The organism is Salinivibrio sp. YCSC6 (assembly GCF_004916735.1).
GTDB classification, from domain to species: domain Bacteria; phylum Pseudomonadota; class Gammaproteobacteria; order Enterobacterales; family Vibrionaceae; genus Salinivibrio; species Salinivibrio proteolyticus.
The window spans coordinates 665,746-688,792 of sequence record NZ_CP039516.1 but is presented as its reverse complement, the minus strand read 5'-3'; the positions used below and the strand labels follow the sequence as shown (position 1 = coordinate 688,792).

The window sequence follows — 23,047 nt, the reverse complement described above, 5'->3', positions numbered from 1 at the left end:
CACCTCGTTATACCTTTTCTGCCACCAGCCCTCGCGCATGTTGCGACAATTGCTTGGCCAGCTCTAGCATTTCTTTTTCTGGGATTTGGCGGATGATATCCCCACTGCTCATTTCATAAACAGTGATGATACTTCTGCCCGTATCCTCATCAAGCCGGAATGCTAGGCCTTTGTTAAAAGAGGACATAAACTCATCGAGACGTTCGACCAACTTCTCCAGCTGCTCACGTTGCATTTCGCGGGTTTCGTTAAGACGCTCCGCTTGTTCAACGCGTCGCTGCTGCATAGACTCACGCGTTTCTCGACGAACGGCCTGCTGGTTTTGACTCACGCTAACCTGGTCAGGCCGAGTTTTTCCTACTCTCTCTTCTCTTGCAATCTTTGTGCCGTCGGAAGAGCCGGTATGAGGCAGGGATGAAGTTGAAACGGATGAAATGTCCATTACGATTCACCTCCTGTTAGCGTAGCGGCGGAGTATCCGCCGCTACTGGGTTATAAAGCGTGATTAACCCAACAGGCTCAGTGCCGCTGACGGCGCCTGCTTGGCCTGTGCCAGAATCGACGTACCAGATTGCTGCAGAATCTGAGACTTAGTGAACTCAGTGGTCTCTTTAGCGAAGTCCACATCGCGGATTCGGCTGTTAGAGGCGGTCACGTTCTCGTTCACGTTGTCCAAGTTCGCAATCGTGTGGCTTAGACGGTTCTGTTTCGCACCCAGCTCAGCACGGTGTGAGTCGATAAACTGCATCGCGTTATCGATAAGACCCACGGCTTTCTGTGCACCACCGATGCTAGAAACATCCACATCTTTGATGGTTTCATCCACCTTGGTACCCATTGCCAACGACGTTGCCAATGCACCGGTAAAGGTAGCATCTGAACCTGCTGCAGTGACAATCTGAAGCTCACCATCTTCAGTAACCGATGCGCTCAGTTTGTCTTGCGACTGACCATTAATATAGGTAGCAATTTCTTCAATGTCATCGCCGCCTTTTGCTGTCACGTTGATAGAGGTCGTTGCACCGTCCGCATCCGTGATAGTAATGGCTAAGGTTGCACCGTCTGTTGCTGTCCAACCTGCAGATTTTGCGTTTGCTGCAGTAAAGCTAGCACCACCCATTTCAGCATGGTCAGCACGGATGTTTTTGAATTCCATCATCACGGCTTCACCGGCATCCGCACCCACTTGGAATGAACGCGTACCGAATGTGCCGTTCAGTAGTTTCGCACCACCGAATGATGTGGTTTCTGCAATACGGTTTAATTCGTCTTGCAAGGCCACCACTTCTTCTTGGATAGCTGCACGCTCAGAGTCGCCGTTTGCGCCGTTAGCGGACTGCAAAGATAGGTCACGCATACGTTGCAAGATGTTGCTTGACTCTTCCATCGCCCCTTCGGCGGTTTGCGCCATAGAGATACCGTCGTTGGCATTACGTACGGCAACATCCAGACCACTGCTTTGAGACATCAAGCGGTTAGAAATTTGCAGACCCGCTGCGTCATCCTTGGCGCTGTTGATACGATAACCGGATGACAAACGTTCCATTGAGTTGTTCAGCGCATCGGTTGAGTTATTCAAGTAACGCTGAGCAGTCATTGCAGGGACGTTAGTGTTAACTGTAATAGCCATAACTATTCTCCTTTGGTTCTAGGTCCGGCTTCGCCCAGCTGACCAGGGAAAACCAGTTCGAAAATCTTTCACAACCCATTTAGCGGCGCACAGTCAAAAAGCTTTAATATTTTTTGCGTGCTGACGATGGCTAAACCACCGTCGCTTCATGGTGCTATGGAAGTTAACGTCCACAGGAGAAATATCTTTAGCGTGATTCGCGAAAAAAATGACATAAAAAAAAGCGGCAATCAGTTGCCGCTTTTTAGTTGCTTGATTTGTCAGTGTTACTGAAGCAAGTTCAGTGCAGCTTGAGGCATCTGTTTGGCCTGAGCCAACATCGACGTACCCGCTTGCTGAAGGATCTGCCCTTTCGTCATGGCCGTGGTTTCGCGCGCGAAGTCAGTATCGCGAATCCGGCTATTGGACGCAGACACATTCTCCTGAATGTTCGACAAGTTGCTGATGGTGTGGCTCAAGCGGTTTTGCTTCGCACCCAAGTCAGCACGCTGACTGTCGATATAACGCATCGCAGAGTCAATCACACCAACGGCCATTTGTGCACCGCCCACATCCGATACGTCGATGTCTTTGGTCGTGATCAAGTCACCGTTACCGGAAACTAACCCTAACGATGTCGCAAGTCCGCCTCCGAAGGTAACTGTGCCTTCGACTTTGGGCTCTTCGATAAAGATTTGCAATTGCCCTTCTTCATCGACAGACGCGGTGAGCATTTCATCGGATTGACCATTGATGTAGCTGGCCAATTCTTCAACATCATCACCTGGCTTGGCACCGATCGTTAAGCTAATGTTTTCACCGTCTTTGGTGGTAAACTGTAGCTGCAGTGTTGATGCGGTCGGGTCAACTTGCCAGTCAGCCGATTTTGGCTGTGTGCCAACGAATTCAACCCCACCCATGCGGAAATCATCCGCGCGGATACTGGTTAAGCCCATGATGATCGCCTCACCGGCATCGGCACCGACTTGGAAAGACGCATCCCCGAAAGAGCCGTTGAGTAGGCGTCGCCCACCGAATGCTGTAGTTTCTGCAATACGGTTTAGCTCATCCTGCAAGGCTGCAACCTCTTCTTGAATCGCGATGCGCTCGGATTTACCGTTCGCGCCATTCGCTGACTGCAGTGAGAGATCTCGCATACGTTGCAAGATGTTAGTGGATTCTTGCATGGCGCCTTCAGCGGTCTGCGCAATCGAAATACCATCGTTGGCGTTTCGCATTGCCACATCCAGACCACGCGTCTGAGCAACCAAACGGTTAGAAATCTGCAAACCCGCCGCGTCGTCTTTAGCACTGTTGATTCGGCTACCTGACGACAGACGTTCCATTGAATTATTCAACTCATCAGTCGCTTTATTCAGGTAACGCTGCGCAGTCATCGCAGACACGTTGGTGTTAACTGTTACACCCATTTTGCTCTCCTTTGACTTTCGCTTGCTTTGCGAAACAGCCTACCCGCGACGTGTTGCACTGTTTGTTTGCGGTGCTGCGGGAACAGCTTGTTAATCAGTTTCAAGATCAGCCCGTTCAAAAACTGGCCGCTTGATGAATTTAATACAATATGTGTGCCAACTTTATAAAGTTTATTTTAATCAATGATTTATTGACCTTTATTGCTCAACCAATCATCTTAAGAGGCAACGCCTAAACCATAAAATGCGGCGAAAGCGGCAAACGAGCGGCAATACCTATCCAACTTTATTTGCTTTGTTACCCTGCAAGTAAGTTGCCAAACACGCTAACCCACAGATCAAAGGAACATTTTTTGCATTAACCTTGGCTTGCCATACAGCGCCATTGCCTTGACAGGCAGCGCCAACGGCCGTGCTCACCACAGCTAGAATAGGACGACGCAATCTATGACCCAAGATAACGATGGCCATACCAATATGACGTTGGATGAGGCATTTAAACTCGGCATAAACCTTTATCAAGAAGGAAATAAAGCGGACGCCCGCGACGTGTTCGAGCAAATTTTGTCTCATGCGCCCGATGCGGCACAAGTGCGGCAAGTCCTCGCCGTATTAGATGCGGAGGAAGGCAATCTCGAGCAGGCGATGGCGCATATCAACCATGCACTGGCACTCACTCCCGACGATTTATCATTACTGTTTGATAAAGCGCAGCTGCTGGTTCAACAAGGAAAGAACACGGCAGCAATGGAGATCGTCGAACGTCTATTTGTTGCCGCGCCAACCAACCCTGACATTCTGAACCTACGTGCCCAACTGACTGACAAACTCGGCCATAAAGGCGAAAGCCGTCGTACCCATGCATTACGTGACGAGTTACACCAACTCAAAAATCAAGGGCTCGCCGAAGAAATTGAGAAAACCATGACATTAGCGGCGAACTTCATGGCTGATGGGCATGTGGAGCAAGGCGAACAGCTCTATCAAACGATCTTAACGCTTGAGCCGGATTACCCGCCGGCACTGATGGCACTGGCGCAGTATGCGCTAGATGATGAAGCCTTCGGAAAAGCCCATCAGTTGTTACTCCGTGGCAGTGATAAAGCGCAAGCTCACCCAGTTTGGCAACTGCTTCTGATCAAAGCCGAATCGGGATTAGGCCACTATGCCCACGCGAGACGACGCTGCCTGAGCGTGTATAAACAAAGCCAAGATCCAGCGTTTCTCCGACAATTATTGGTGATTTACCTTAATGAGCGAAACTGGTTAGAAGCCAGTAAACTGGCTAAGCAGTGCTTGCGGGAAGACCCTGAGCGCGGAGAGTTACATTATGCGTTGGCGCGTGCCACATTTGAGCATTTGAAACAACATCACCAATTTACCCACGAAAAACTGACCCATTGCTACCATATTCACGAAAAAGCCTGCCAATACGTCGTGGGTAAGCATGCGAATACCTTGCAAGCGCAATTAGGCGAATTAGATTGGTATTTAGGCAACATTGATAGCGCGCAAAAGCGTCTCGAATCCCTATTGGCTGACAGCCCGGATGATCACGCGCTGCGCTTTAACTTAGCGTTTGTCTATCGCACTCAGATGGCATGGCCCGCATTTTATGAGGCCAACGAAGCTGGCATTGAATGTGGGCGTCGACTGAAATATCACGGTGAGTTACCACGTTGGGACCTTTCTCGTCCCGAAAGCGATGCTGTACTCATTATGCCTGAACAAGGCGTCGGGGATGAGCTCGCCTATTTTCATAATGTGCCTATGGTGGTGGAACGTGCCCGAAAGGTCTACGTTGGCTGTGATCCTCGTCTTGAGCCCGTGCTCAAAGCTGCCTTTCCCACCACAGAGATCGTGCCTATTTCACGTACTGATGGGCAAGATATCCATATTCCTGATCACGTGTTGGCCGATATCAATAGCTGGGTCGCGGGCGGCTCACTGGCGGGAATTTGTTATCAGCACTTCGAACGCCACCTTTACCAGCAAACCTATATTCATGCGTCGGCGACTCAAGAGACACCTTGGCAATCGGTGCTAGATGAACTGAAAGCACAAGGGCCAGTTATTGGCGTTTGCTGGCGAAGTGGCTTGGCGGCGGCAACACGGAATATCCACTATTTGATTGCCGATGAACTGGGGCAATGGTTAACAAAAATGCGCTCCCTTCATCCTAAGGTTCAGTTTGTGAACCTACAGTATGGAGACTGCTCAAAAGAGCTGGCCAAAGTTAAAAAACAAACTGGGGTCGAGGTTGTGCAATTGCCAGGCTTGGATCTTAAGGATGATTTTGTCGGGAGTGCGAATGTTATGGCATCCATTGACGGCGTGTTTACCGCAGGTACCGCTGTTCACCGGACCGCTGTTGCGGTAGGGGCACCTTGTTATGTCTTTTTTGCCGGCCACAAAGACAGTGATCCGATGCAAGCGGTCGCAATGTCTGGCCATCAAGAGTACGCGTTCTGCTATCCACCCTTACTGAACGACAAAAAGCCGCTATTGGACGCCATGGCACAGGCCATGTATCGCGATTTATTGACCGGATAACCGACGTTGTCTCAATACCACTAACAGCAAAAGGGCAGTCAATACTGCCCTTTTCATAGAAACGTCTCACCGTTAAAGCACGTTGACGATGCGGATTAGATATAGTTGAACAGCGATAAGTCTTTCGTTTTCGCAAACGCTTGTTGCGATGCCTGTAGGGCTAACATGTCTTCATTCATATCGATCGCGGCTTGGGTATAGTCCAAGTCCTCCATAGTGCCCAATGAGCGATTTAGCACCAATTTGAAATCTTTGTGCATGCTCTCTTGCCGATCTAGCGTAGTCAAACGTGTCCCGACCTCAGAACGGGCCTTGTTTAAGTGTTTGAAGGCCGCAGCAAACTGATCGGTGACTTGATGCAGCTCTGCGGTTGCAGACGCATCATCGATGTCAGCATACGACAACGCGGCACCATGTTTAAACGCATCAAAGATAGTGAAGGTGTCTTGACGCTCGAGTGCAATAGTATCGCCGGGCTTCATCTCACCTTCAAAGGTCATTTTAAGCGTGTTCCACTCAATCCCATTTTGAGGATCGTAGAGCCCAGTGCTCACTTCGGTCCCGTTTTGGGTTAATGAATAGGTTGTATCTCCACTGGCATTTACATCAAAGGTCACGGCGTACGCGGCGTTGTCTGCATTATTGCTGTTTTCTGCGCGAGCAAGCAGCAACAAGGAGCCATCTTGCAAATCGTACTCGGGCTGATAATCCCCATAAGGGTTATCAATTTCCATAAACATTTTATCGCCCGGATCCGATGTGGGCACTTCTACCGCGGGGGCAACCTGCGCAGTACGAAAATAGCTATCACCGGCATAACGGACATTGCCTTGACTGTCGCGATAAAAAGGTTGCGTGCTGGTTTGGGTCCCTGAGAACAAGAAGTTGCCTGATTCATCCTTGGTATTCACCAAGTCCATAAAATTATCAAACATACCTTGCAAGTCTTGACGGTGCGCGGTGCGATCGTCATCGGATAGCGACCCGTTGATCATCGCCATCACTTTGCGTTTCGCACTGTCCATCAATTGCTCAGACTCATCAATCGCGATCTCTTCACGCGTTTGGCGGTTTCTCGCTAACGTTATCGAGTCAATGAACTGATCAATTTGTTCGTCTTGCTGGCGGAAATTCTGAATATAAATTGACGACACAGGATCATCACCTGCAGTGATCACCCGCTTACCGGTCGCCATTTGTTCTTGATTATCTTGCACCTTAATATTCTGGCGCATGATATCGTTAGACACTGACTGGTAGTTGTGAAAGCTGGCAATACGGCTAATCATGATAGCTATCCTTATCGTGTCGCATTGAGCAGTGAATCAAACGTCTCATTTGCCGCTGTCATAATGCGCGACGCCGCCATATAGGCACGTTGAAACTTCATCATATTCGCGGCTTCTTCGTCCAGATTGACCCCCGCGATTTCAGCAACGCGTCCTTCCGCCGCATCATGCTCCACCAAGCTGACATCTTGCAGTCGTTCATACGACGCTTTTTGTACGCCAAGGTCGGTATTCAACCCTTCATACACATCCAACAAGGTAGAGCGTCCGTTATCCATCAGCTTTTGCGTTTGCAATTCTTGCATTCGGATCAGGTTACTGTTGTCGCCATCTGCTGGGATCAGACTGATGGCAAGAATGTCGTCAGGCGCCGCTTTATCGTTAATCTCAATCAAGGTGCCATTGACGTTAATCGGCCCTGTTGGCGGATATGCTTGCGGAGCAAGCAATACTTGTCCGTCTGTATCCGTGACCGCAAACTGACTCCCATCGGGTGATATGCGAACTTGGAATTCTTTCTGAGCCCCAGACTGCAGTACGCGCACATCCCCCTCACCATGGCTAATTGAGCTGGCGCTGACATAACTTTGAGCGGCAATGCCAGCAGGATCATCCATCACCATGCGGATTTGCCCCGCAGCTGCACGCGCGGGGCGCAAAAAGACCCGTTCGTTAGGCGCAAGGTTAGCGTCGATTTGAACGCGCATGCCATCTACATTAAAACTTGGCGGTGTTCCGCTTGGCGTTACCGTTGATTGCTGACCATCAGGTGACGTGAGCGTGTATTGCGCCCCATCAAATTTTAATTGATAGTCACCAATTTTAAGCTTCTGAAGATCATCGATGTACACTTTAAGATCAGCGGTCGAATCACCATTTTTGATCACCCGAGATGCCGCAATACGGTCGTCATTAAAGTCGGTGAGGATATTCTTGCCAACCTCACCATTTAGATCGAAGCCTTGTCCTTGCAAATCGTTCAATGCTTGAGAAAAGCCAATCGCTATACGGCCGAGTTCGTCACGCGCCTGCCCCAGTGTCTGATCACGATATTCAAATAACGCGCCGAGCTTGCCGCGAATATCGCGATTAGAAATCGCCTTCACGCTTTTCCCTTCAACTAAGGCCAGCTGACGTTCTTGGTGATCAGGCTTTCCCGGTAAGGTTGTGAGTTCACTGCTGTTCATCCCTGACACTAACATATGACCACTGCCGATGATGACGTTAAACAAGCCATCTTCACGCGCATTAACACTGACTTGGGTGTATTCAGCTAACTCACGAATGAGCTTGTCATGACGGTCAAGTAAATCGTTCGGCTCGCCCGGTGTTTTCAGAATAGCTTTATGAATGTCAACAATTTCGCGGCCAATATCGTTCATACGCTTGACCGTGGCATCGATTTGCGAGGAGGTATCAATCGACTGCTGCTGAAGTACGCCATATACGTCGTTTAATCCAGCAGACACCATGCGCGCTTTCTCTAGCACCACCTTACGCGCTCCCATATCACTCGGGCTATCGGTGAGGCCTTTTACTGCACCAAAGAACTCATTCATATTGTCAGGAATTTTCCGCGCTGAGTGCGCCATCATATCGTCAAGGCGCCCAAGCTGATCATTGCGCGCGGCGGCATGTTCTAAATTGGAGGTAGCAATATTGAGCTCATTAACGGCAAACTTATCGTAATTACGGCGCACGGCAGCGGCGTGTACGCCGTCACCGTAGTTATTCCCTCCCCAATAATGAGGATCGTTAACTTGTTGCTCAACAGACTGACGGCTATAACCCTCAGTGTTCACATTGGAAATATTGTGACCTGTGGTATTAAGTTGTCGCTGCGCGGTGAGTACACCTTGCGACCCAAGGGAAAGCAGGTCAAAGCCCATTGTGCCTCCAGAAAACCCGGCAATAGAAACGAGATACAGGAATCAAAGCAAGAATTGAGCCAATAGAAATACAGGCTTTTTATTTTATAAAAATCAGTGAGTTAATATAACTTATCAACATGAGACAAATAAAGGAAAGGACAACGGCAAGCCCTTGCCTGCCGTTATTGATCCATCATGCCGCGGACTTGATCGAGCACGCGGAGCACCTTGTTCGAATAATCCGGATCGGTCGCATAACCGGCCTGATGCAACTCGCGAATAAATTGCTCTGGTTGTGCGGACTGGGACAGTGCCTGCTGATAGCGAGGGTTGCTATTGAGGAAAGAGACGAAGTCGTCAAAGCTATCTTGATACGATGGGTAGGCACGGAAACTCGCGGTTTCTTGAACCGGTATGCCATCATAGACTTCTAAAGTCTGCGTCGCGACTTTATCGCCCTGCCAGCGCTTATCGGCCTTAATATTAAACAAGTTATGGCTGTTATCGCGCGCATTGGCGATCACTTTTTTACCCCATCCCGTTTCTAGCGCCGCTTGCGCAAGAATAATCGCAGGATCGGTACCTAGCGCCCTAGCGGCTCGACGTGCGTGAGGCGTGAGGGTTTGCACAAACGATTCTGGAGAATCAAACGATTCTTTACGTATAGGACGCTCTGGAATACTTGGCGGCGCGATAGACTGTCTATCCAGTTCGGCCATCGCTTGCTCTGCCGCTTGCCGACTTTGATCTTTATTCATGGGCAGCGCGTTCGCGGATGCGAAAGCGGCCTCTTTTAAGTTGGTTTGGGGCTCACCCGATTGCGCGCTGCCTAGCTGTTGCACAATCATATCTGCCAGGCCGAGGGAACCCTCTCGGCTCAGTTCACTGGCAAGTTGCTCATCGGCCATTTGCTCGTAAAATTTCGACGTGCGGTTATCAATCAAATCCGATTCAAAGGCTTCATTCGCTTCTCGCATCGATTTGAACAGCATTTGTGTAAACAACGACTCAAACTGTTCTGCCGCCGCCCGCAATGCCGCTTTTTCATCACCATCTTTACCACTTACGGCTTTTTGCCGTAGTGAATCGAGCTGGCTAATGTCATGCACAAACTGGCTATCAACCGGTGATTTCATTGTTCTGCCCTATATCACGATCAACTGGCCATCAATGGCACCTGCTTGTTTCAGCGCTTGCAGTATTGCCATCAGATCTGACGGTGCTGCCCCCACGCCATTAACGGCACGTACCAAGTCGTCCAAGGTCACGCCCGGCTTAAAGTGGAACATCCGCCCCTCTTCTTCTTGCACTTCAATATCAGTATCCGGCGTAACGATCGCTTCCCCGCCCCCGAGCGGATTAGGCTGACTCACATTGAAATCTTCATTAATGGATACTGTCATCCCACCATGAGTGATCGCCGCAGGTCGCAAACGAACATTTTGTCCCACCACGATCGTCCCCGTGCGGGAGTTTACAATGATCTTGGCGGCGGCATCGCCCGGCTCAAATTCAATGTTTTCCACCGTCGATAAAAACGCGACGCGCTGGCTGACATCACGAGGCGCTCGAACACGTATAGACGTCGCATCCATCGCTGAGGCCATTGAAGGGCCTAAGAAGCGATTAATGGCATCCGCCATACGTTGGGCAGTGGTGAAATCTGCTTGGAATAAGTTGAAGGTCAAGAAATCGCCGCGACCAAAGGGATTGGGCACTTCGCGCTCAACAGACGCGCCATTAGTGATACGGCCAACCGTTGGTGTATTCCCCACTAATCGTGAGCCATCCGCCCCCGTGGCGCTAAAGCCACCCACAATCAAGTTGCCTTGTGCAATGGCATAGACGTTACCATCCAAACCTTTCAGGAAGGTTTGCAACAGCGTTCCCCCGCGCAGGCTTTCAGCCGAACCAATCGAGGAAACCGTAACGTCAAGTTTTTGACCCTGCTTCGCAAAAGCGGGTAAATCTGCCGTAACAGCCACCGCCGCAATATTGGCTGCCTGAGGGTTGATGTCGGGTGGCAGCTGGATGCCAAAGTTTTCCAGCATAGATTTAAAACTTTGATCGGTAAACGGCGTGCTCTCACCGGTGCCCGGCAAACCCACGACCAGACCATAGCCTGTCAGGGTGTTGCTGCGCACGCCTGCCACTTCCGACACATCTTTTATGCGTGCCGCGAGGCTCGGAAACGCCACCACCAGCAATACAATCGATAACAACCACTTTTTCACGTCAACTCTCCGGCACGTTATTGCGCTATAAAGTGACATTAAAGAATCGTGCCAACCAGCCTTGCTCTTGCGTATCTTGGCGATCACCCGTTCCTGAATATTGAATACGCGCGTTAGAAATACGTGTCGATGCAATCGTGTTATCTGGGCTAATGTCGGCCGGACGAATGGTACCGCTGAGGCGTATGTATTCATCCCCTGAGTTTAATGTCAGCCACTTTTCACCTCGAACCATGAGGTTACCATTCGCAAGAACATCAATTACTTGGACTGAGATTGATCCCTGTAGGCTGTTGCTCTGATCGGCTGAAGCAGAGCCTGTGAAGGAGTTATCGTTACTCACTTCATAAGAAAGGGTCCGCTCGCCGATAGTGATCTCTTCCCCCCCCAACGAGAGCGGATCCATGCTAAGGTCATTGGATTTCGCCAAATCAGAGCTCGCACTTTTTTGTGCTTGCGTGTTCTCTTCGAGCATCACGGTGACGATATCCCCCAAACCGCGCGGTTTAGACCCGTCATAAAGGTCACGCTGGCGGGTGCTATCAAACAAGGAGCCTGTCGCCGTCGCGTAATGCTCTGGGGGTTGCTGAGGACGAATGGGTGACCAAGCCGGATCGCCAGCTTTGGGATCTTCGCGTTGGCGGAGTAAGCCAATCAGCCCCTCACTGTCTGGCGCTGTCTCGCCCTCGACCGCATCCGTGGTTGAGGTTGCTTGGTCAAGATCACTACCTGTGTCTTGCTGACCCGGCAAAGAGCAGCCGCTCAGACCGAACAAGGCCATAAGCAACAAGCTTGGCATTAAAACACGTTGGAAAGTCATCAGCGCCCCCTTGTAACCCTTAACCTTGTTTATAACTGCTGATTCACATAGCTCAGCATTTGGTCAACAGACGAAATCACTTTTGAGTTCATCTCGTAGACACGCTGCGCTTCAATCATGTTGACCAGCTCTTCGGTGACATTCACGTTCGAGGTTTCTAGCATCGACTGCTTCACTTCACCGAAGCCATCCAGACCAGGCACCCCTTCTTGTGGATCGCCACTGGCCCCTGTCGGTAAGTAAATGTTTTGCCCAATCGGCTCCAACCCACCTGGGTTGATAAAATCGACCGTGGTGATCTGACCCAACACTTGGTTTTCTTGCTGCCCACGCAAACGGGCTGACACTTCACCGTCAGTACCCACCGTAATCTGCACCGCGTCTTGCGGTACGGTGATTTCAGGTTGCAGCACGTAGCCAGAACCCGATGTCACTATGGTGCCTTCATCGTTTAGGGTGAACTGACCATTACGTTGGTAACCGATATTGCCGTCCGGCAACAATACTTGGAAGAAACCATCGCCTTGGATCATCATATCAAGCGCATTATTGGTGGTTTGCACATTACCATTGGTATGAACACGCTGCGTGGCAACCACTTTAGAACCCGCGCCTAGCATCAAGCCACTGGGCAACTCTGTGTTCTGCGAAGACTGGCCACCCGGTTGGTTGATGTTTTGATAAAACAAATCTTCAAACACGGCACGCGACTTTTTAAAGCCAATGGTGGATGCGTTCGCTAAGTTATTCGAGATGGTCGAGATGTTAGTCTGTTGCGCATCAAGTCCGGTTTTACTGACCCATAATGCTGGATGCATAGTGTGTTCCTCTTAAGATGACTTAGCCAAGCTGCAACAGTGATGCAGACGACTCGTCCATTTTTTCCGCAGTTTTCATCAGCTTCACTTGCATTTCAAAGTGACGCTGCAAGTCGATTAAGCCGGTCATTTCGCCCACAGCATTAACGTTGCTGCCTTCTAATGCACCGGTGAGTAGCGTCACGCCCGCATCAGCAGGAAAGATAGTGCCGGGTTGCTTGGCTTTGAAAACCCCGTCTTTGTCTTTGAATAAGTCTTGATTGTCGGGACGAACCAATTTAATCCTATCCACCACTTCCATCGCATCAGCAGGCGCCCCTTGCGGAAGCACCGACACCGAGCCATCTTTGCCCACTTCAATTTTTGCTGCCGGGAGTGGAATAAAAATCGGACCGCCGGTTTCCCCTAAGATTAGGTTGCCGTTACTGTTTTGCAGCAGCCCTGTCTGGTCGACTTTCAAGTGGCCCGCGCGGGTATATCCCTCTTGCCCTTGGCTATTGAGTACCGCTAACCAACCCTGTCCCTGTACGGCAACATCGAGGTTACGGCCGGTGGTAATCGTTGAGCCTTGCTCAAAACGATAGCCAGGACGCTCTGTCATGTTGAACACACGGCTGGGAAGTCCTTCGCCATACGCTTGCATGGAGCGAGACTGCTCAAGATCGGCTCGAAAGCCTGTTGTGCTCACATTTGCCAAGTTATTTGCGCGCAGCTGCATCGCTTGCATGTCCTGCTTCGCACCACTCATGGCAAGGTATAACGCGCGATCCATATTGGTTGCCTCCACAATCGTTCTAACCAGAACACAGCAAAGAGCATGCCATTATTAAAACTTTATGTTTATCAGGTAATTATGAAGATTTGGCGCCAAGAGGACGCTAAAGAGAAGGAGAGAATGGAAAAGCCTTGCCGCCCAAGGGGTGGACGGCAAGGAAAGTACGGCTATCGAATTTGCAAGATGTTTTGTTGCATCTGGTTGCTCACTTCCAAGGCTCGCGAGTTGGCTTGGAAGTTACGCTGTGCAGTGATCAAGTCCACTAGCTCTTGAGTCATATCGATATTCGATTGCTCGATCGTTCCGCTTTTTACTTGGCCAAACGCACCTTGCATCGCTTCACCAAAAATAGGATCGCCAGAGTCTTGTGTCACATCCCATTGGGTGTTGCCCACTTGCGCGAGGCCTTGTTGGTTGGCCACACGAACCATGGCGACACGCCCTAGTGCGATGTTTTCACCGTTACTATAGGTGGCCATGATGGTGCCTTTGGGATCAATATCGACCTTGGTCAAATAGCCGGTCGTCGCGCCATCGTCGCTAAACTTACGCATTTCAAACGGTGCGGCATATTGGGTTGGGTTGTCGAAGTTAATCGTCAACTGCTGATCACCATTTGCACCGTTCATCTCTAGCGCCGCTCCCGCAGGGCCGAGCGGATCGGTCACTATTGGGTTGCCACCGTTGATGCTGTTAACGGAGCCATCTGAGTTAAAATCGACCGTATGCCCCGTGTGTCCTGTGGCGTTGGTGACGTTACCACCTTGAATATTAACCGGTTTTTCTCCTTCGGGATCCGTCATGGTGTAGTACACCGACCAACTATTCGGGTTGGCGGGATCATTGCCTTTTACATAATAGGTGGAAAGCTTATAAGGCTGACCCAATGAATCATACACAGTGGCAGAGGTTTGCTTGTTGTAGGTTTCTGGGTCTTCAAAATTAAACTGCGCCGGATCTTTCTCTGCGCCGCCGGCTGGTAAGTTCAAGCCAATATCAACGTTTTGCGAGGCACGAGGCTGACCAAACTGATCGGGCACATTCAGCGCTTGGGGTTCGTACGATCCCACTTGCTGCGTGTCAGGGTCTACTTTATAACCCAGCAGATATTGGCCTTCCGAGTTGATAATGTCGTTGTTTTTATCAAGGTGGAAGGCGCCGTTACGCGTCAGGTGATAGTCGTTGGTTTGAAGCTTATCATTCGAGACGCCAAAGAACCCATTACCACTGATCCGTAAATCCAACGGGTTGTTGGTGTAGATACTCGAGCCCTCATGGAACTGCTGCGCAACGACTGAGGTTTGCACACCCGTACCATTGGTGGTTTTCGAGTTCGAAAAAATCGACGTTGAATACACATCCCCGAACTCAGCACGCGACTCTTTAAAGCCATAGGTATTGGCGTTCGCAATGTTGTTACTGGTGGTATTCATGTCTTTCTGGGCCGCACCAAGGCCACTTAACGCAATATTAAAACCCATTGCTTTCCACTCCTAATAAATCGGTTAGCCTTTCGTCACATTACCGACGTCGGCATTACCGACTTCTAGCACTTCAGCGAGCTTGAACGGTGAGGAGAAGCCGGCAAGATTTAACATCACGTTGCCGTCGCCATTCCCCAGCAAGACACTGTTCACATTGGCATAGGTTGATAAATCAAACTCTTGAGTTTTGCCATCAACCATGCCGCTGACTTTCAATCGATAGCGACCTTCCGGCATCGGATTGCCGTTGTCATCGTTGCCGTCCCACTCAACCCGGTGATCGCCGGGTGGCTTCGGTCCCATACTGAAGGTTCGCAATAGCTGGCCTTGTTCGTTCTCCACTCGAACACTCACGTTATCGAGCGCGCGAGGCAGTTTTACCATGCCCGCGATTCCGCCCGCTTCAGGCTTGACGCCCATCGAGCCAGGAACCAGTACGTCTCGGCCAACCAAAGATGACGCTTGTAGTGCTTGGTTTGAAGTAATCGACTCATTGAACGCATCAAATTGATTGTTCATCTTGCCGATCCCTTCTACCGTCGCGAATGACGCCATCTGGGAGATCATTTTGTCATTGTCGACAGGCTTGAACGGATCCTGTTGTGACAGCTGCTTGGTGAGCAGTGAGAGAAAGTCTTCCTGCTTGAGCTCAGTCTGTCCGGTGACTTTCTCCTGGCTCTCTTGCAGTTTTTTCTCCTGCTGCGCCTTGAGCTGGTCAATGTAGGACAGTCCGCTAGTCGAACCTGTACCGTCGATTCCGGCCATTATCGCCTCCTACATTACTGACCCATCTGAAGCGTACGCATCAGCATTTGTTTACTCGCATCGGCAACCTGCACGTTAGTTTGGTAGGCGCGCGACGCGGAGATCATATTCGCCATTTCTTCCATCACGTTGACGTTGGGTTTAAAAATATAACCCTCTTCATTCGCCATCGGGTGGTCAGGGTTATATTCGGCACGTAAAGGCTTTTGGCTCTCAACGATACCTTTAATATGCACCGGCACACTCTCACCGCTTTGCTGCTTGAAGCGATTAAGCTCTGCAGCAAAAATCGGATGCCGTGCACGGTAGGTTTCCTGCGCAGAACTGCTTACCGAATTGGCATTGGCTAGGTTGCTTGATGTGGTGTTCAACCGCACTGACTCTGCGCTCATCGCCGAACCAGATACGTTAAAGATATTAAACAAGCTCATCGGTTATTCCCCTTTCAATGCCTTTTTCATGTTCTTGAACTTTGAGCCAAGAAAATCCAGTGAGGCTTGGTATTCCAATGCATTCTGCATAAACAAGTTCTTTTCGAGCTGAGCATCAACCGTGTTGCCATCCCCAGTATCAGGTTGCGTAGGCACGCGGTACTTCTTCTCGCCCGCCACGTGGGTGGTGGCAGCAATGTGCCGCTCATTAGTGCGGCTTAGGCCAATACTTGCCCCTGAGGTTGCCGCCTGCAAAGCACGTTTAAAGTCGATATCTTGTGCTTTGTAGCCTGGCGTATTGGCATTAGCAATGTTGCTAGACAGCGTCTCTGCCCGTGTAGCGCGTACGCCGACAGTGTGCTGGTGTACGCCTAATGCATTGTCAAATGTAATCGCCATGGGCAACCTCCAAAACTCTTCTCATTACATCAAAGCAATCTTGATGCCAATTTTTAATACCCAATCTAAACACTATGTTTTCAATGAGATAGAAACCAAGCCGCGGGATTATCTGGATGAGACGGCGGCAATAGTCACTAAAGAAGAGGCAAACAGAAAAGAAAAAGCGGCAAGAAAGATGCCGCTTTTGAAAAGGATTACTTGAGTTTGTAAATAATACCGGGGTTACACCGGATCATCTCAAATTTATCAGTGAGCCCAGTCAGCGACTCAGACGCCCCAAGAATTAAGTGTCCGCCCGGGTTAAGCGCTCCCGCCATCTGATTTAAGACCTGAGCCTTCATGTCTGGCGAAAAGTAAATCAAGACGTTACGACAAAAAATAATGTCGAACTTACCCAATAAGCTATAGCTTTCCATCAGGTTCTGCGGGCGGAATGTCACCATGCGCTTAATATTCTCTTTCACCCGCATCTTGCCATCACCGACATCTTCAAAGAAGGTACGACGACGCTCAGGTGAGAGTCCGCGCCCTAGGGCAAGATTATCGTAAATTCCCTGACGGCAAGCCTCCAACATCGACGTTGATATATCGGTAGCAGTAATGCTCACACTGCCTAGCATACCCGGCTTACGTTGCTGCGTTTCAGCCACTGTCATGGCAATAGAATACGGCTCTTGCCCGGATGAGCTCGCCGCCGACCAAATTTTGATCGGTTTGCGGGCTTTGCCTAATTCAGGAAGTAGACGATGGGCCAACACTTCAAACGGGTAGGTGTCACGAAACCACAGGGTTTCATTGGTGGTCATCGCATCGATTGCTGCCACTGCCAGCTCTCGATTTCGGCCCGTAATCACCGATTTCACCAATTCAGAGAGTGACGCCAAACCAAACTTATTGACCAATGGGCTAAGTCGGCTTCGTACTAGGTATTGTTTGCTATCCCCAAGCACGATGCCGCATTTCGATTCGAGATGCTTGCAGAAGTCTCGATATTCTTGGTCACTGATTGCTACATTTGTCATTAATCAACTCAATCACTCTGTTTGGGTTACGACTTAACCGCTTCGATGACGGCAGAGCCCAATTCATCAGGGTCGAATTTCGCGATAAACGAGTTGGCGCCCACGCGCTGCACCATGGCCTCGTTAAATACCCCACTTAAAGATGAATGCAATACTACATGAAGATCTTTTAAGCTCGCATCTTTTCGGATTTCAGTGGTGAGGGTGTAACCGTCCATTTCCGGCATCTCAATATCTGAAATCACCAATGCCAGCTGGCTATATATATTGCCTTCTGCTGCCATTTCTTTCAGTTTATCCAGTGCCTCTTTGCCATCTTGTACCAAGATAACATCATAACCGACACTTTCTACAGCGCGCTTCACTTGGCGACGCGCCACGCTCGAATCATCCGCGACCAGTACTTGGCTCGGAGCGCTTTCCTCACGTTCTTTACGCTTAGAAAGCACCTCCTCACTGATTTCCTCATTCACGGGTGCAATTTCATTCAGGATTTTTTCAACATCCAGTACTTCCACCAGCTCATTGTCAATCTCAGTGACAGCGGTCAAGTAGTGAGAACGGCCTGTGCCTTGAGGCGGTGGGAGGATTTTTTCCCAATTCATGTTCACGATACGCTCGACCGACCCAACTAAAAAGCCCTGCATCGAACGGTTAAACTCAGAAATGATCACGAAACGATTTTCGGGATCCGGAATAGCTGGCCCGCCAGTTGCTAGGCTCATATCAATGACAGAGACTGTTTGACCACGAATGTGCGCGACCCCTTTCACTAAGGGATGTAAATTTGCCATCGCGGTTAACTTAGGGCACTGAAGAACTTCCTTTACTTTAAAGACGTTAATGCCAAAGCGTTGGTTTCTCATCAGGCGGAAAGTCAACAGCTCTAACCGGTTTTGTCCTACCAGCTGCGTGCGCTGGTTGACCGAATCAAGAACACCACCTGTCATAAGATAAACTCCATGTTGCCCCGTTTTTTATGTAGAGTAGCATGATAATAGTAGTGGGTTATTGCACTACTCTCGAGAAAGAAGGGAAAATTTCTTCTTTGGTCGTCATCAATGGTTTGGATCTATGTATCAGATATTACGTTTATTTATCGTCAGCTTATTAGCAAGCTTTAGCGTAAGTATAGCCGCTGCGACGGTAAGTCAAATGGATGCGGTCAGAGAAGCGGCAGAACGACATGTCGAGTCTATCATTTCGGTGCCCAAAAACGGTGAGCTCGACATCACAGCCGGCAACCTTGACTCGAGATTACGCCTGACCGATTGCCCGCTGCCATTGGATACCGAAGTGCCAGGGCGACAACGTATGAATACCTCGGTAACGGTCATGGTCTCGTGTCCTCAAGATGACTGGCAGGTGTATATCCCAGTCCAAATTCGCTTAATGATCCCACTGGTCGTTGCCAAGCGCCCGTTAGATCGTGGCATGCCTCTTGCAGCGAGTGATATGACCATTCAAATGGTTGACAGTCGGTTTCAACGTGGCCAAACCTACACCAGTCCAGCGCGCCTAATAGGCTCGAAAGTAAAGAGAACGGTCGGGATTGGTCAGCCCATCAGCAGTAACGATGTGTGTGCCGTGTGTCGAAATGATGACGTTGTTATCACTGCACGTGGAAACGGACTCAATATTGTTGCAAAAGGTACGGCATTAAGTGACGGTGCTCTAGGAGAGCAAATAAAAGTCAAGAACGATAAATCCAATCGGATTGTCGATGCTACAATCTCGGCGGTGGGCGAAGTGACGGTAAATTTCTAATTTTTTACGCCCAAATGCTAAAGTTAGCAAAAGGAATGCCGATACGCTGAGCAACGGACTCAAAAGCGACTGACAGTAAGGCGACGTTTATGGCGAGTATTGATCAACTACGTGGTAACCAGCAACCGCTGACCACAACCCGCAATAGCGGGAACCAGAATAAGACACAAGAGGCGCAAGGGAGCGCCGTGCGTGAACAGCAACGCACGACCAGTCAAGATGATGCAGTGTCGCTGAGCCATCAAAGCCGAGAGATCGGAAAAATGAATCAGCAAATGGCCTCCGAGCCGTATTTTGACAGTGCGAAAGTCGCTGAAATTAAACAAGCCATTGCCAATGGTTCGTATAAAGTCGATGCTGACAAACTCGCTGCCAATATGATGCGCTTTGAGAACGATTTGAACGACAGTTAATCTGGCGGGATAGTTTATGAGTCAAAATGCGCCCCTGTCCGTCCTTCTCGAGCAGCAGCTAGAGCGAGTTCAGTCGCTAAAAACGCTGCTCGAGCAAGAAGCCAAAACCATTGCCAGCCGAGTGTCGGAAGACATCGAAGCCACCGCCAAACAAAAGCAAATCTTGGTGAATGAAATACAGCGTGCTGATAGCCAACTCGCACAGCACCCTGAGCGAGAAAAGCTTCAAGGCGACCCGCAATGCGTTGAATACGTCAACACCATCCAACAGCACATTCAAGCCTGTAAGCAACAAAACGAGACCAATGGGATGGCGCTACAACGTGCAAGTTTAAGCATCCATCGGTTACGTAATTTGTTCCAAGAAAGCGGCGGCAAGTCAGAGCTGACTTATGACCATGACGGCAATGCGTCAGGCCGGAAAACCCTTGGCACAAATGTAAAAGCGTAGCTCGCGCTTTAGTATACGCCGAGCCACCTGACACTGCGCACTGACGTCTCCTTACTTAACCGCTTGAAATTGGTCGTAGCGCGTATGCCCACTGCGCGTGCCCCCTCCCAATGATACAACTCGATCTGTAAAACAACGCGGCTTAGCTGACCAATAACAGTTAATAAAAAAGCGAGCCGTCTGGCTCGCTGATTGCGCGGAGAAAAGGTGGATTAAAAGATAATGTTTTCGTTACGGGGGATGTTTTGCGACTCGCCATAACGCTTCATTTTTTGCATCAAGTCTAAATCCAGCTCCAATTCGGTCACGTAGCTGTCACCGACTTTATAGCTTGCCACCACTTCGGCACCGCGGATAATACCGTCGACAGCGCCTTGTGTGCTATCACGGCCAAGACTTTGATCCTCCACACGCATACGACCACTGACTCGAAGCCCATACACCTGCTCACTGAGCTCTTTATATGCCTCGACTTTTGACGCTCGCATTGCACGTGTTTCACGCTCTTCTTGCGTGGCCCCTTGTTGAGCACTGATTGAAGCCATACCAACCGCAGAAATAACATTCTCCTCTTTCATCTTGGTCAGAGGCTGACACGCGGTTAAAGCCATCAGGGCTAAAAGGCAAAGTCCATGTTTTATTCTCATGAATCATCCTGTCTTGGTTAAGGCTTAAGAACGACTGTTTCACGCTTGATGCGGTTTTGATCATCACGAATAATGACGCCATCACGCATGCGCACTTTATAAAGCGTGTCAATATCTCGACCAATACGGTCTGCGGGTAAAAACCCTTGCGCAGAAGCGACCACAACACGCGACTCCATGCCAATAATACGCGCATTGACCAGTACACCTCCACCTTGTCGTAGCATGGTGCCTGTCAATATATAATCAATTTGCTGCTCGGGGTTTAACTCTTTCCAATCACGGCTGATGGCAAAGTCCCCTTCTTCGGTGACACGAATAGCGCCGGTCGATTTGAAGTCTATGACGGTAAAGCCACGGCTTTGCATCTGATAGATCAATCCTTCGGTCACTGTATTGCCTAACCAGTTCGTTTCAGACATGTCTTGCAAGTCTACAAACGACGTGACCGCCAACGGGGTACGTGCGGTTAAGTAAGCGTTTGTCGCCAGCAATTCGTCGGCCATGCTATTTAAAAAATAGTCCAGCGTGTGGCGAGGACGCTGCTTGAGGAAGAACTCACTCCCCGAGTAGGGCTCTTTCCCGTTGTAAATAGGCGTATATGCACAGCCTGCTGTCAACAGCGCTAATACCGCCACTATCCACTTTTTCATCGTATCATGCTCCGCGATCAGTCATCGATGTGAGACAAGTGTCTTCTTAGAGTATCGGACAAGGACCACAAACCTTTACCTTGAATTGTCGTCCTTGTGTTCCGGAACACAACTTGCATCAATCTCTCATGCGTCATGCTCTTGTTAGGGTTGCCACCCTACCTGTTATGTTAACGAAGCAATTTCCATACCTACTAAGTGAGAACTTGACTATGAAAACCCGTTTGGCGCGATTCGGCCTGCTTTTTTCTCTGTTTATCACGCCGCTCACACAGGCAGCTTGGTATGAAGTGTCTGCCAGCTCGCCCATCCTTGAAAGCGAGCAAGCGGCACGCGTCCGCGCGTTAGAAGCCGCCACGTTCGATGCCATGCAGTTCTCCGGCGCCGATGTAGGCAGTTTGCAGCAAATCAAACGATTTTTTACCTCCGTTAAGCCCGGTTACCAGTTCAATGGTAGTGAAGTCCGCGAGATCTTAATTCTGGAAGAAGGCACTCAAGGTGGCAATTATGTGGTCAATGTGCGGGTGGATATCTATCCATCGGCAAATGCTTGCCACAAGACACAGTATAAGAAAGGAATGGTGATGACACGCTTTCCGATTGTGTCGCCTCAGCAAGCGGCCTTAGGAGGAATTTACCAATTTGGTGATGATTTTTCTGTGCTGCTTAGTCGAGAAGTCACTCAACACGGACAAAGCTTTGTTGCCCGTGGTATTGCGAATGTCGATGTTTCGCCGAACGCCCCGCAAGCTGTCGCGATGCTGGCGGAAGATAAAGATGCACAATTTGTCGTGACTGGAGCCATTACCGATCTCTCTGCGACCACAGACAGTGGCAGCTTCGGCCGCTCGCAAGACAATCGGCAATTGGCGGTCAATGTACAAGCAATGGACGCTGAAAGCGGTGAAGTCATTTTCCAGCGCCGCTATCGTGATGTTGCCAAATGGCCTTTTGAGCGCCATAGCCAAGTGGATACTCAAACCGCGCGTTTTTGGCAATCGCCTTACGGGCAAATGGCACGACGCATGAGTCGTAACATCTTGCTGGATTTAGAGTCGGCCCTATCCTGCCGCGCCAGCAAACCCAAAATTGTGGCGCTAAAAGACAATATCGCACAAATCAACGTTGGACGAATCAATGGGGTGAAACAGGGTGATCAGTTACAACTGTGGCATCTCGCTTCTTTCACTGATGATTTAGGAATTGTGCGCACGCAGCGCCGTAAAAGCGGAATGACATTAACCGTTGCGCGTGTTTATGAAAGCAGTGCCGAAGCGGTTATCCAACCCGACAGCTTGATAGGCAGCATTCAGATCGGTGATATTGTCACCAAAGGAGTAAACTAAATTTAAACAGGCGCTTAAATCGCGCCTGTTTTTACGTATAATGGCTGCTCGCGCTCCCATAGCTCAACAGGATAGAGCAGTCGCCTCCTAAGCGACCGATCGGGGTTCGAGTCCCTGTGGGAGCGCCAGTAAACCATCATCACTTCCTGATTTAGTTGCTACTTACTGTTCTTTACCTCATTTCATTTGGTGTTTGTTCAAAATATCCGAACATATCCATCAATCTCCGCTACTTATTATTTCGATACCTCACCTTTATCATTGCTC

The 23,047-nt window shown here is 49.7% G+C and carries 24 protein-coding genes and 1 tRNA gene; 7 read left to right on the top strand and 18 right to left on the bottom strand.

All coding sequences use genetic code 11. From position 1 onward, the window contains the following. Positions 1-7: 7 nt before the first annotated feature. The 3 genes from E8E00_RS03020 to E8E00_RS03010 all read right to left on the bottom strand — a co-directional run bounded on the left by E8E00_RS03020 (position 8) and on the right by E8E00_RS03010 (position 3,039). Positions 8-442 carry a flagellar protein FlaG gene (locus tag E8E00_RS03020; RefSeq protein WP_069589313.1) on the bottom strand — a complete coding sequence of 145 codons (435 nt, stop codon included), beginning with the start codon at positions 440-442 and terminating at the stop codon, positions 8-10. A 63-nt stretch (positions 443-505) separates the two neighbouring features. Continuing rightward, on the bottom strand, positions 506-1,630 hold the full coding sequence (locus E8E00_RS03015) for a flagellin (protein ID WP_096629603.1): 1,125 nt from the start codon (positions 1,628-1,630) through the stop codon (positions 506-508). A 266-nt stretch (positions 1,631-1,896) separates the two neighbouring features. After that, positions 1,897-3,039, bottom strand: a complete 1,143-nt coding sequence (locus tag E8E00_RS03010) for a flagellin (RefSeq protein ID WP_096629606.1) — start codon at positions 3,037-3,039, stop codon at positions 1,897-1,899. Positions 3,040-3,486: 447 nt separating this feature from the next. On the opposite strand from E8E00_RS03010, the gene E8E00_RS03005 reads away from it, so the two are divergent. After that, positions 3,487-5,592: a lipopolysaccharide assembly protein LapB gene (locus E8E00_RS03005; RefSeq protein WP_096629609.1), complete on the top strand. Its 2,106-nt coding sequence runs from the start codon at positions 3,487-3,489 to the stop codon at positions 5,590-5,592. Positions 5,593-5,687: 95 nt separating this feature from the next. Here E8E00_RS03005 and flgL read toward each other — a convergent pair whose 3' ends face one another. The 11 genes from flgL to flgB form a co-directional block, all read right to left on the bottom strand. Then, complete coding sequence (flgL, locus tag E8E00_RS03000) at positions 5,688-6,881, bottom strand: flagellar hook-associated protein FlgL (protein ID WP_069589307.1); 1,194 nt, start codon at positions 6,879-6,881, stop codon at positions 5,688-5,690. Positions 6,882-6,892: 11 nt separating this feature from the next. Next, positions 6,893-8,770 carry a flagellar hook-associated protein FlgK gene (gene flgK, locus E8E00_RS02995; RefSeq protein ID WP_096629612.1) on the bottom strand — a complete coding sequence of 626 codons (1,878 nt, stop codon included), beginning with the start codon at positions 8,768-8,770 and terminating at the stop codon, positions 6,893-6,895. A 164-nt stretch (positions 8,771-8,934) separates the two neighbouring features. After that, a complete protein-coding gene (gene flgJ / locus E8E00_RS02990) occupies positions 8,935-9,888 on the bottom strand; it encodes a flagellar assembly peptidoglycan hydrolase FlgJ (RefSeq protein ID WP_077674320.1) in 954 nt (317 codons plus the stop codon). Between the two features lie 9 nt (positions 9,889-9,897). Continuing rightward, a complete protein-coding gene (locus E8E00_RS02985) occupies positions 9,898-11,025 on the bottom strand; it encodes a flagellar basal body P-ring protein FlgI (RefSeq protein ID WP_371414222.1) in 1,128 nt (375 codons plus the stop codon). After that, on the bottom strand, positions 11,012-11,806 hold the full coding sequence (gene flgH, locus E8E00_RS02980) for a flagellar basal body L-ring protein FlgH (protein ID WP_371414221.1): 795 nt from the start codon (positions 11,804-11,806) through the stop codon (positions 11,012-11,014). The genes E8E00_RS02985 and flgH overlap by 14 nt, the downstream gene beginning before the upstream one ends. A gap of 29 nt (positions 11,807-11,835) precedes the next feature. Beyond that, positions 11,836-12,624, bottom strand: coding sequence for a flagellar basal-body rod protein FlgG (flgG, locus tag E8E00_RS02975; protein WP_069589302.1), 789 nt, complete (start codon positions 12,622-12,624; stop codon positions 11,836-11,838). Between the two features lie 22 nt (positions 12,625-12,646). Continuing rightward, on the bottom strand, positions 12,647-13,396 hold the full coding sequence (gene flgF, locus E8E00_RS02970) for a flagellar basal-body rod protein FlgF (RefSeq protein WP_096629615.1): 750 nt from the start codon (positions 13,394-13,396) through the stop codon (positions 12,647-12,649). Positions 13,397-13,566: 170 nt separating this feature from the next. After that, a complete protein-coding gene (gene flgE, locus E8E00_RS02965) occupies positions 13,567-14,880 on the bottom strand; it encodes a flagellar hook protein FlgE (RefSeq protein ID WP_069589299.1) in 1,314 nt (437 codons plus the stop codon). A gap of 24 nt (positions 14,881-14,904) precedes the next feature. Further along, positions 14,905-15,648 (bottom strand): flagellar hook assembly protein FlgD, encoded by a 744-nt coding sequence (locus tag E8E00_RS02960; protein WP_069589298.1) that lies wholly within the window; start codon positions 15,646-15,648, stop codon positions 14,905-14,907. Between the two features lie 14 nt (positions 15,649-15,662). After that, positions 15,663-16,079, bottom strand: a complete 417-nt coding sequence (flgC, locus tag E8E00_RS02955; RefSeq protein ID WP_069589296.1) for a flagellar basal body rod protein FlgC — start codon at positions 16,077-16,079, stop codon at positions 15,663-15,665. 3 nt (positions 16,080-16,082) lie between these two features. Continuing rightward, positions 16,083-16,478, bottom strand: coding sequence for a flagellar basal body rod protein FlgB (flgB, locus tag E8E00_RS02950; protein ID WP_077455526.1), 396 nt, complete (start codon positions 16,476-16,478; stop codon positions 16,083-16,085). Between flgB and E8E00_RS02945 the strand changes: the two genes are divergently transcribed. Then, positions 16,477-16,683 (top strand): hypothetical protein, encoded by a 207-nt coding sequence (locus E8E00_RS02945; protein ID WP_096629618.1) that lies wholly within the window; start codon positions 16,477-16,479, stop codon positions 16,681-16,683. The genes flgB and E8E00_RS02945 overlap by 2 nt on opposite strands. Here E8E00_RS02945 and E8E00_RS02940 read toward each other — a convergent pair. Then, on the bottom strand, positions 16,676-17,503 hold the full coding sequence (locus E8E00_RS02940; RefSeq protein ID WP_069589292.1) for a protein-glutamate O-methyltransferase CheR: 828 nt from the start codon (positions 17,501-17,503) through the stop codon (positions 16,676-16,678). The two genes, E8E00_RS02945 and E8E00_RS02940, sit on opposite strands and share 8 nt — an antisense overlap. 26 nt (positions 17,504-17,529) lie before the next feature. Continuing rightward, a complete protein-coding gene (locus E8E00_RS02935; protein WP_096629620.1) occupies positions 17,530-18,453 on the bottom strand; it encodes a chemotaxis protein CheV in 924 nt (307 codons plus the stop codon). A gap of 124 nt (positions 18,454-18,577) precedes the next feature. Between E8E00_RS02935 and flgA the strand changes: the two genes are divergently transcribed. The 3 genes from flgA (at position 18,578) to E8E00_RS02920 (ending at position 20,134) form a co-directional block, all read left to right on the top strand. Continuing rightward, positions 18,578-19,270 (top strand): flagellar basal body P-ring formation chaperone FlgA, encoded by a 693-nt coding sequence (gene flgA / locus E8E00_RS02930; RefSeq protein WP_096629623.1) that lies wholly within the window; start codon positions 18,578-18,580, stop codon positions 19,268-19,270. Between the two features lie 89 nt (positions 19,271-19,359). Beyond that, a complete protein-coding gene (gene flgM / locus E8E00_RS02925) occupies positions 19,360-19,683 on the top strand; it encodes a flagellar biosynthesis anti-sigma factor FlgM (protein WP_069589288.1) in 324 nt (107 codons plus the stop codon). A 16-nt stretch (positions 19,684-19,699) separates the two neighbouring features. Next, entirely contained in the window at positions 19,700-20,134 is a 435-nt protein-coding gene (locus E8E00_RS02920; protein ID WP_077455530.1) for a flagella synthesis protein FlgN, read from the top strand. A gap of 212 nt (positions 20,135-20,346) precedes the next feature. Here the strand turns inward: E8E00_RS02920 and E8E00_RS02915 are convergent, their stop codons facing one another. Then, a complete protein-coding gene (locus tag E8E00_RS02915) occupies positions 20,347-20,781 on the bottom strand; it encodes an LPP20 family lipoprotein (protein WP_096629626.1) in 435 nt (144 codons plus the stop codon). A 17-nt stretch (positions 20,782-20,798) separates the two neighbouring features. Then, complete coding sequence (locus E8E00_RS02910) at positions 20,799-21,434, bottom strand: FlgO family outer membrane protein (RefSeq protein ID WP_069589286.1); 636 nt, start codon at positions 21,432-21,434, stop codon at positions 20,799-20,801. Positions 21,435-21,646: 212 nt separating this feature from the next. Here E8E00_RS02910 and E8E00_RS02905 point away from each other — a divergent pair, with 212 nt between their 5' ends. Then, complete coding sequence (locus E8E00_RS02905) at positions 21,647-22,780, top strand: flagella assembly protein FlgT (protein ID WP_168174048.1); 1,134 nt, start codon at positions 21,647-21,649, stop codon at positions 22,778-22,780. Between the two features lie 52 nt (positions 22,781-22,832). Beyond that, positions 22,833-22,908, top strand: a tRNA-Arg gene (locus tag E8E00_RS02900). Positions 22,909-23,047 lie beyond the last annotated feature (139 nt).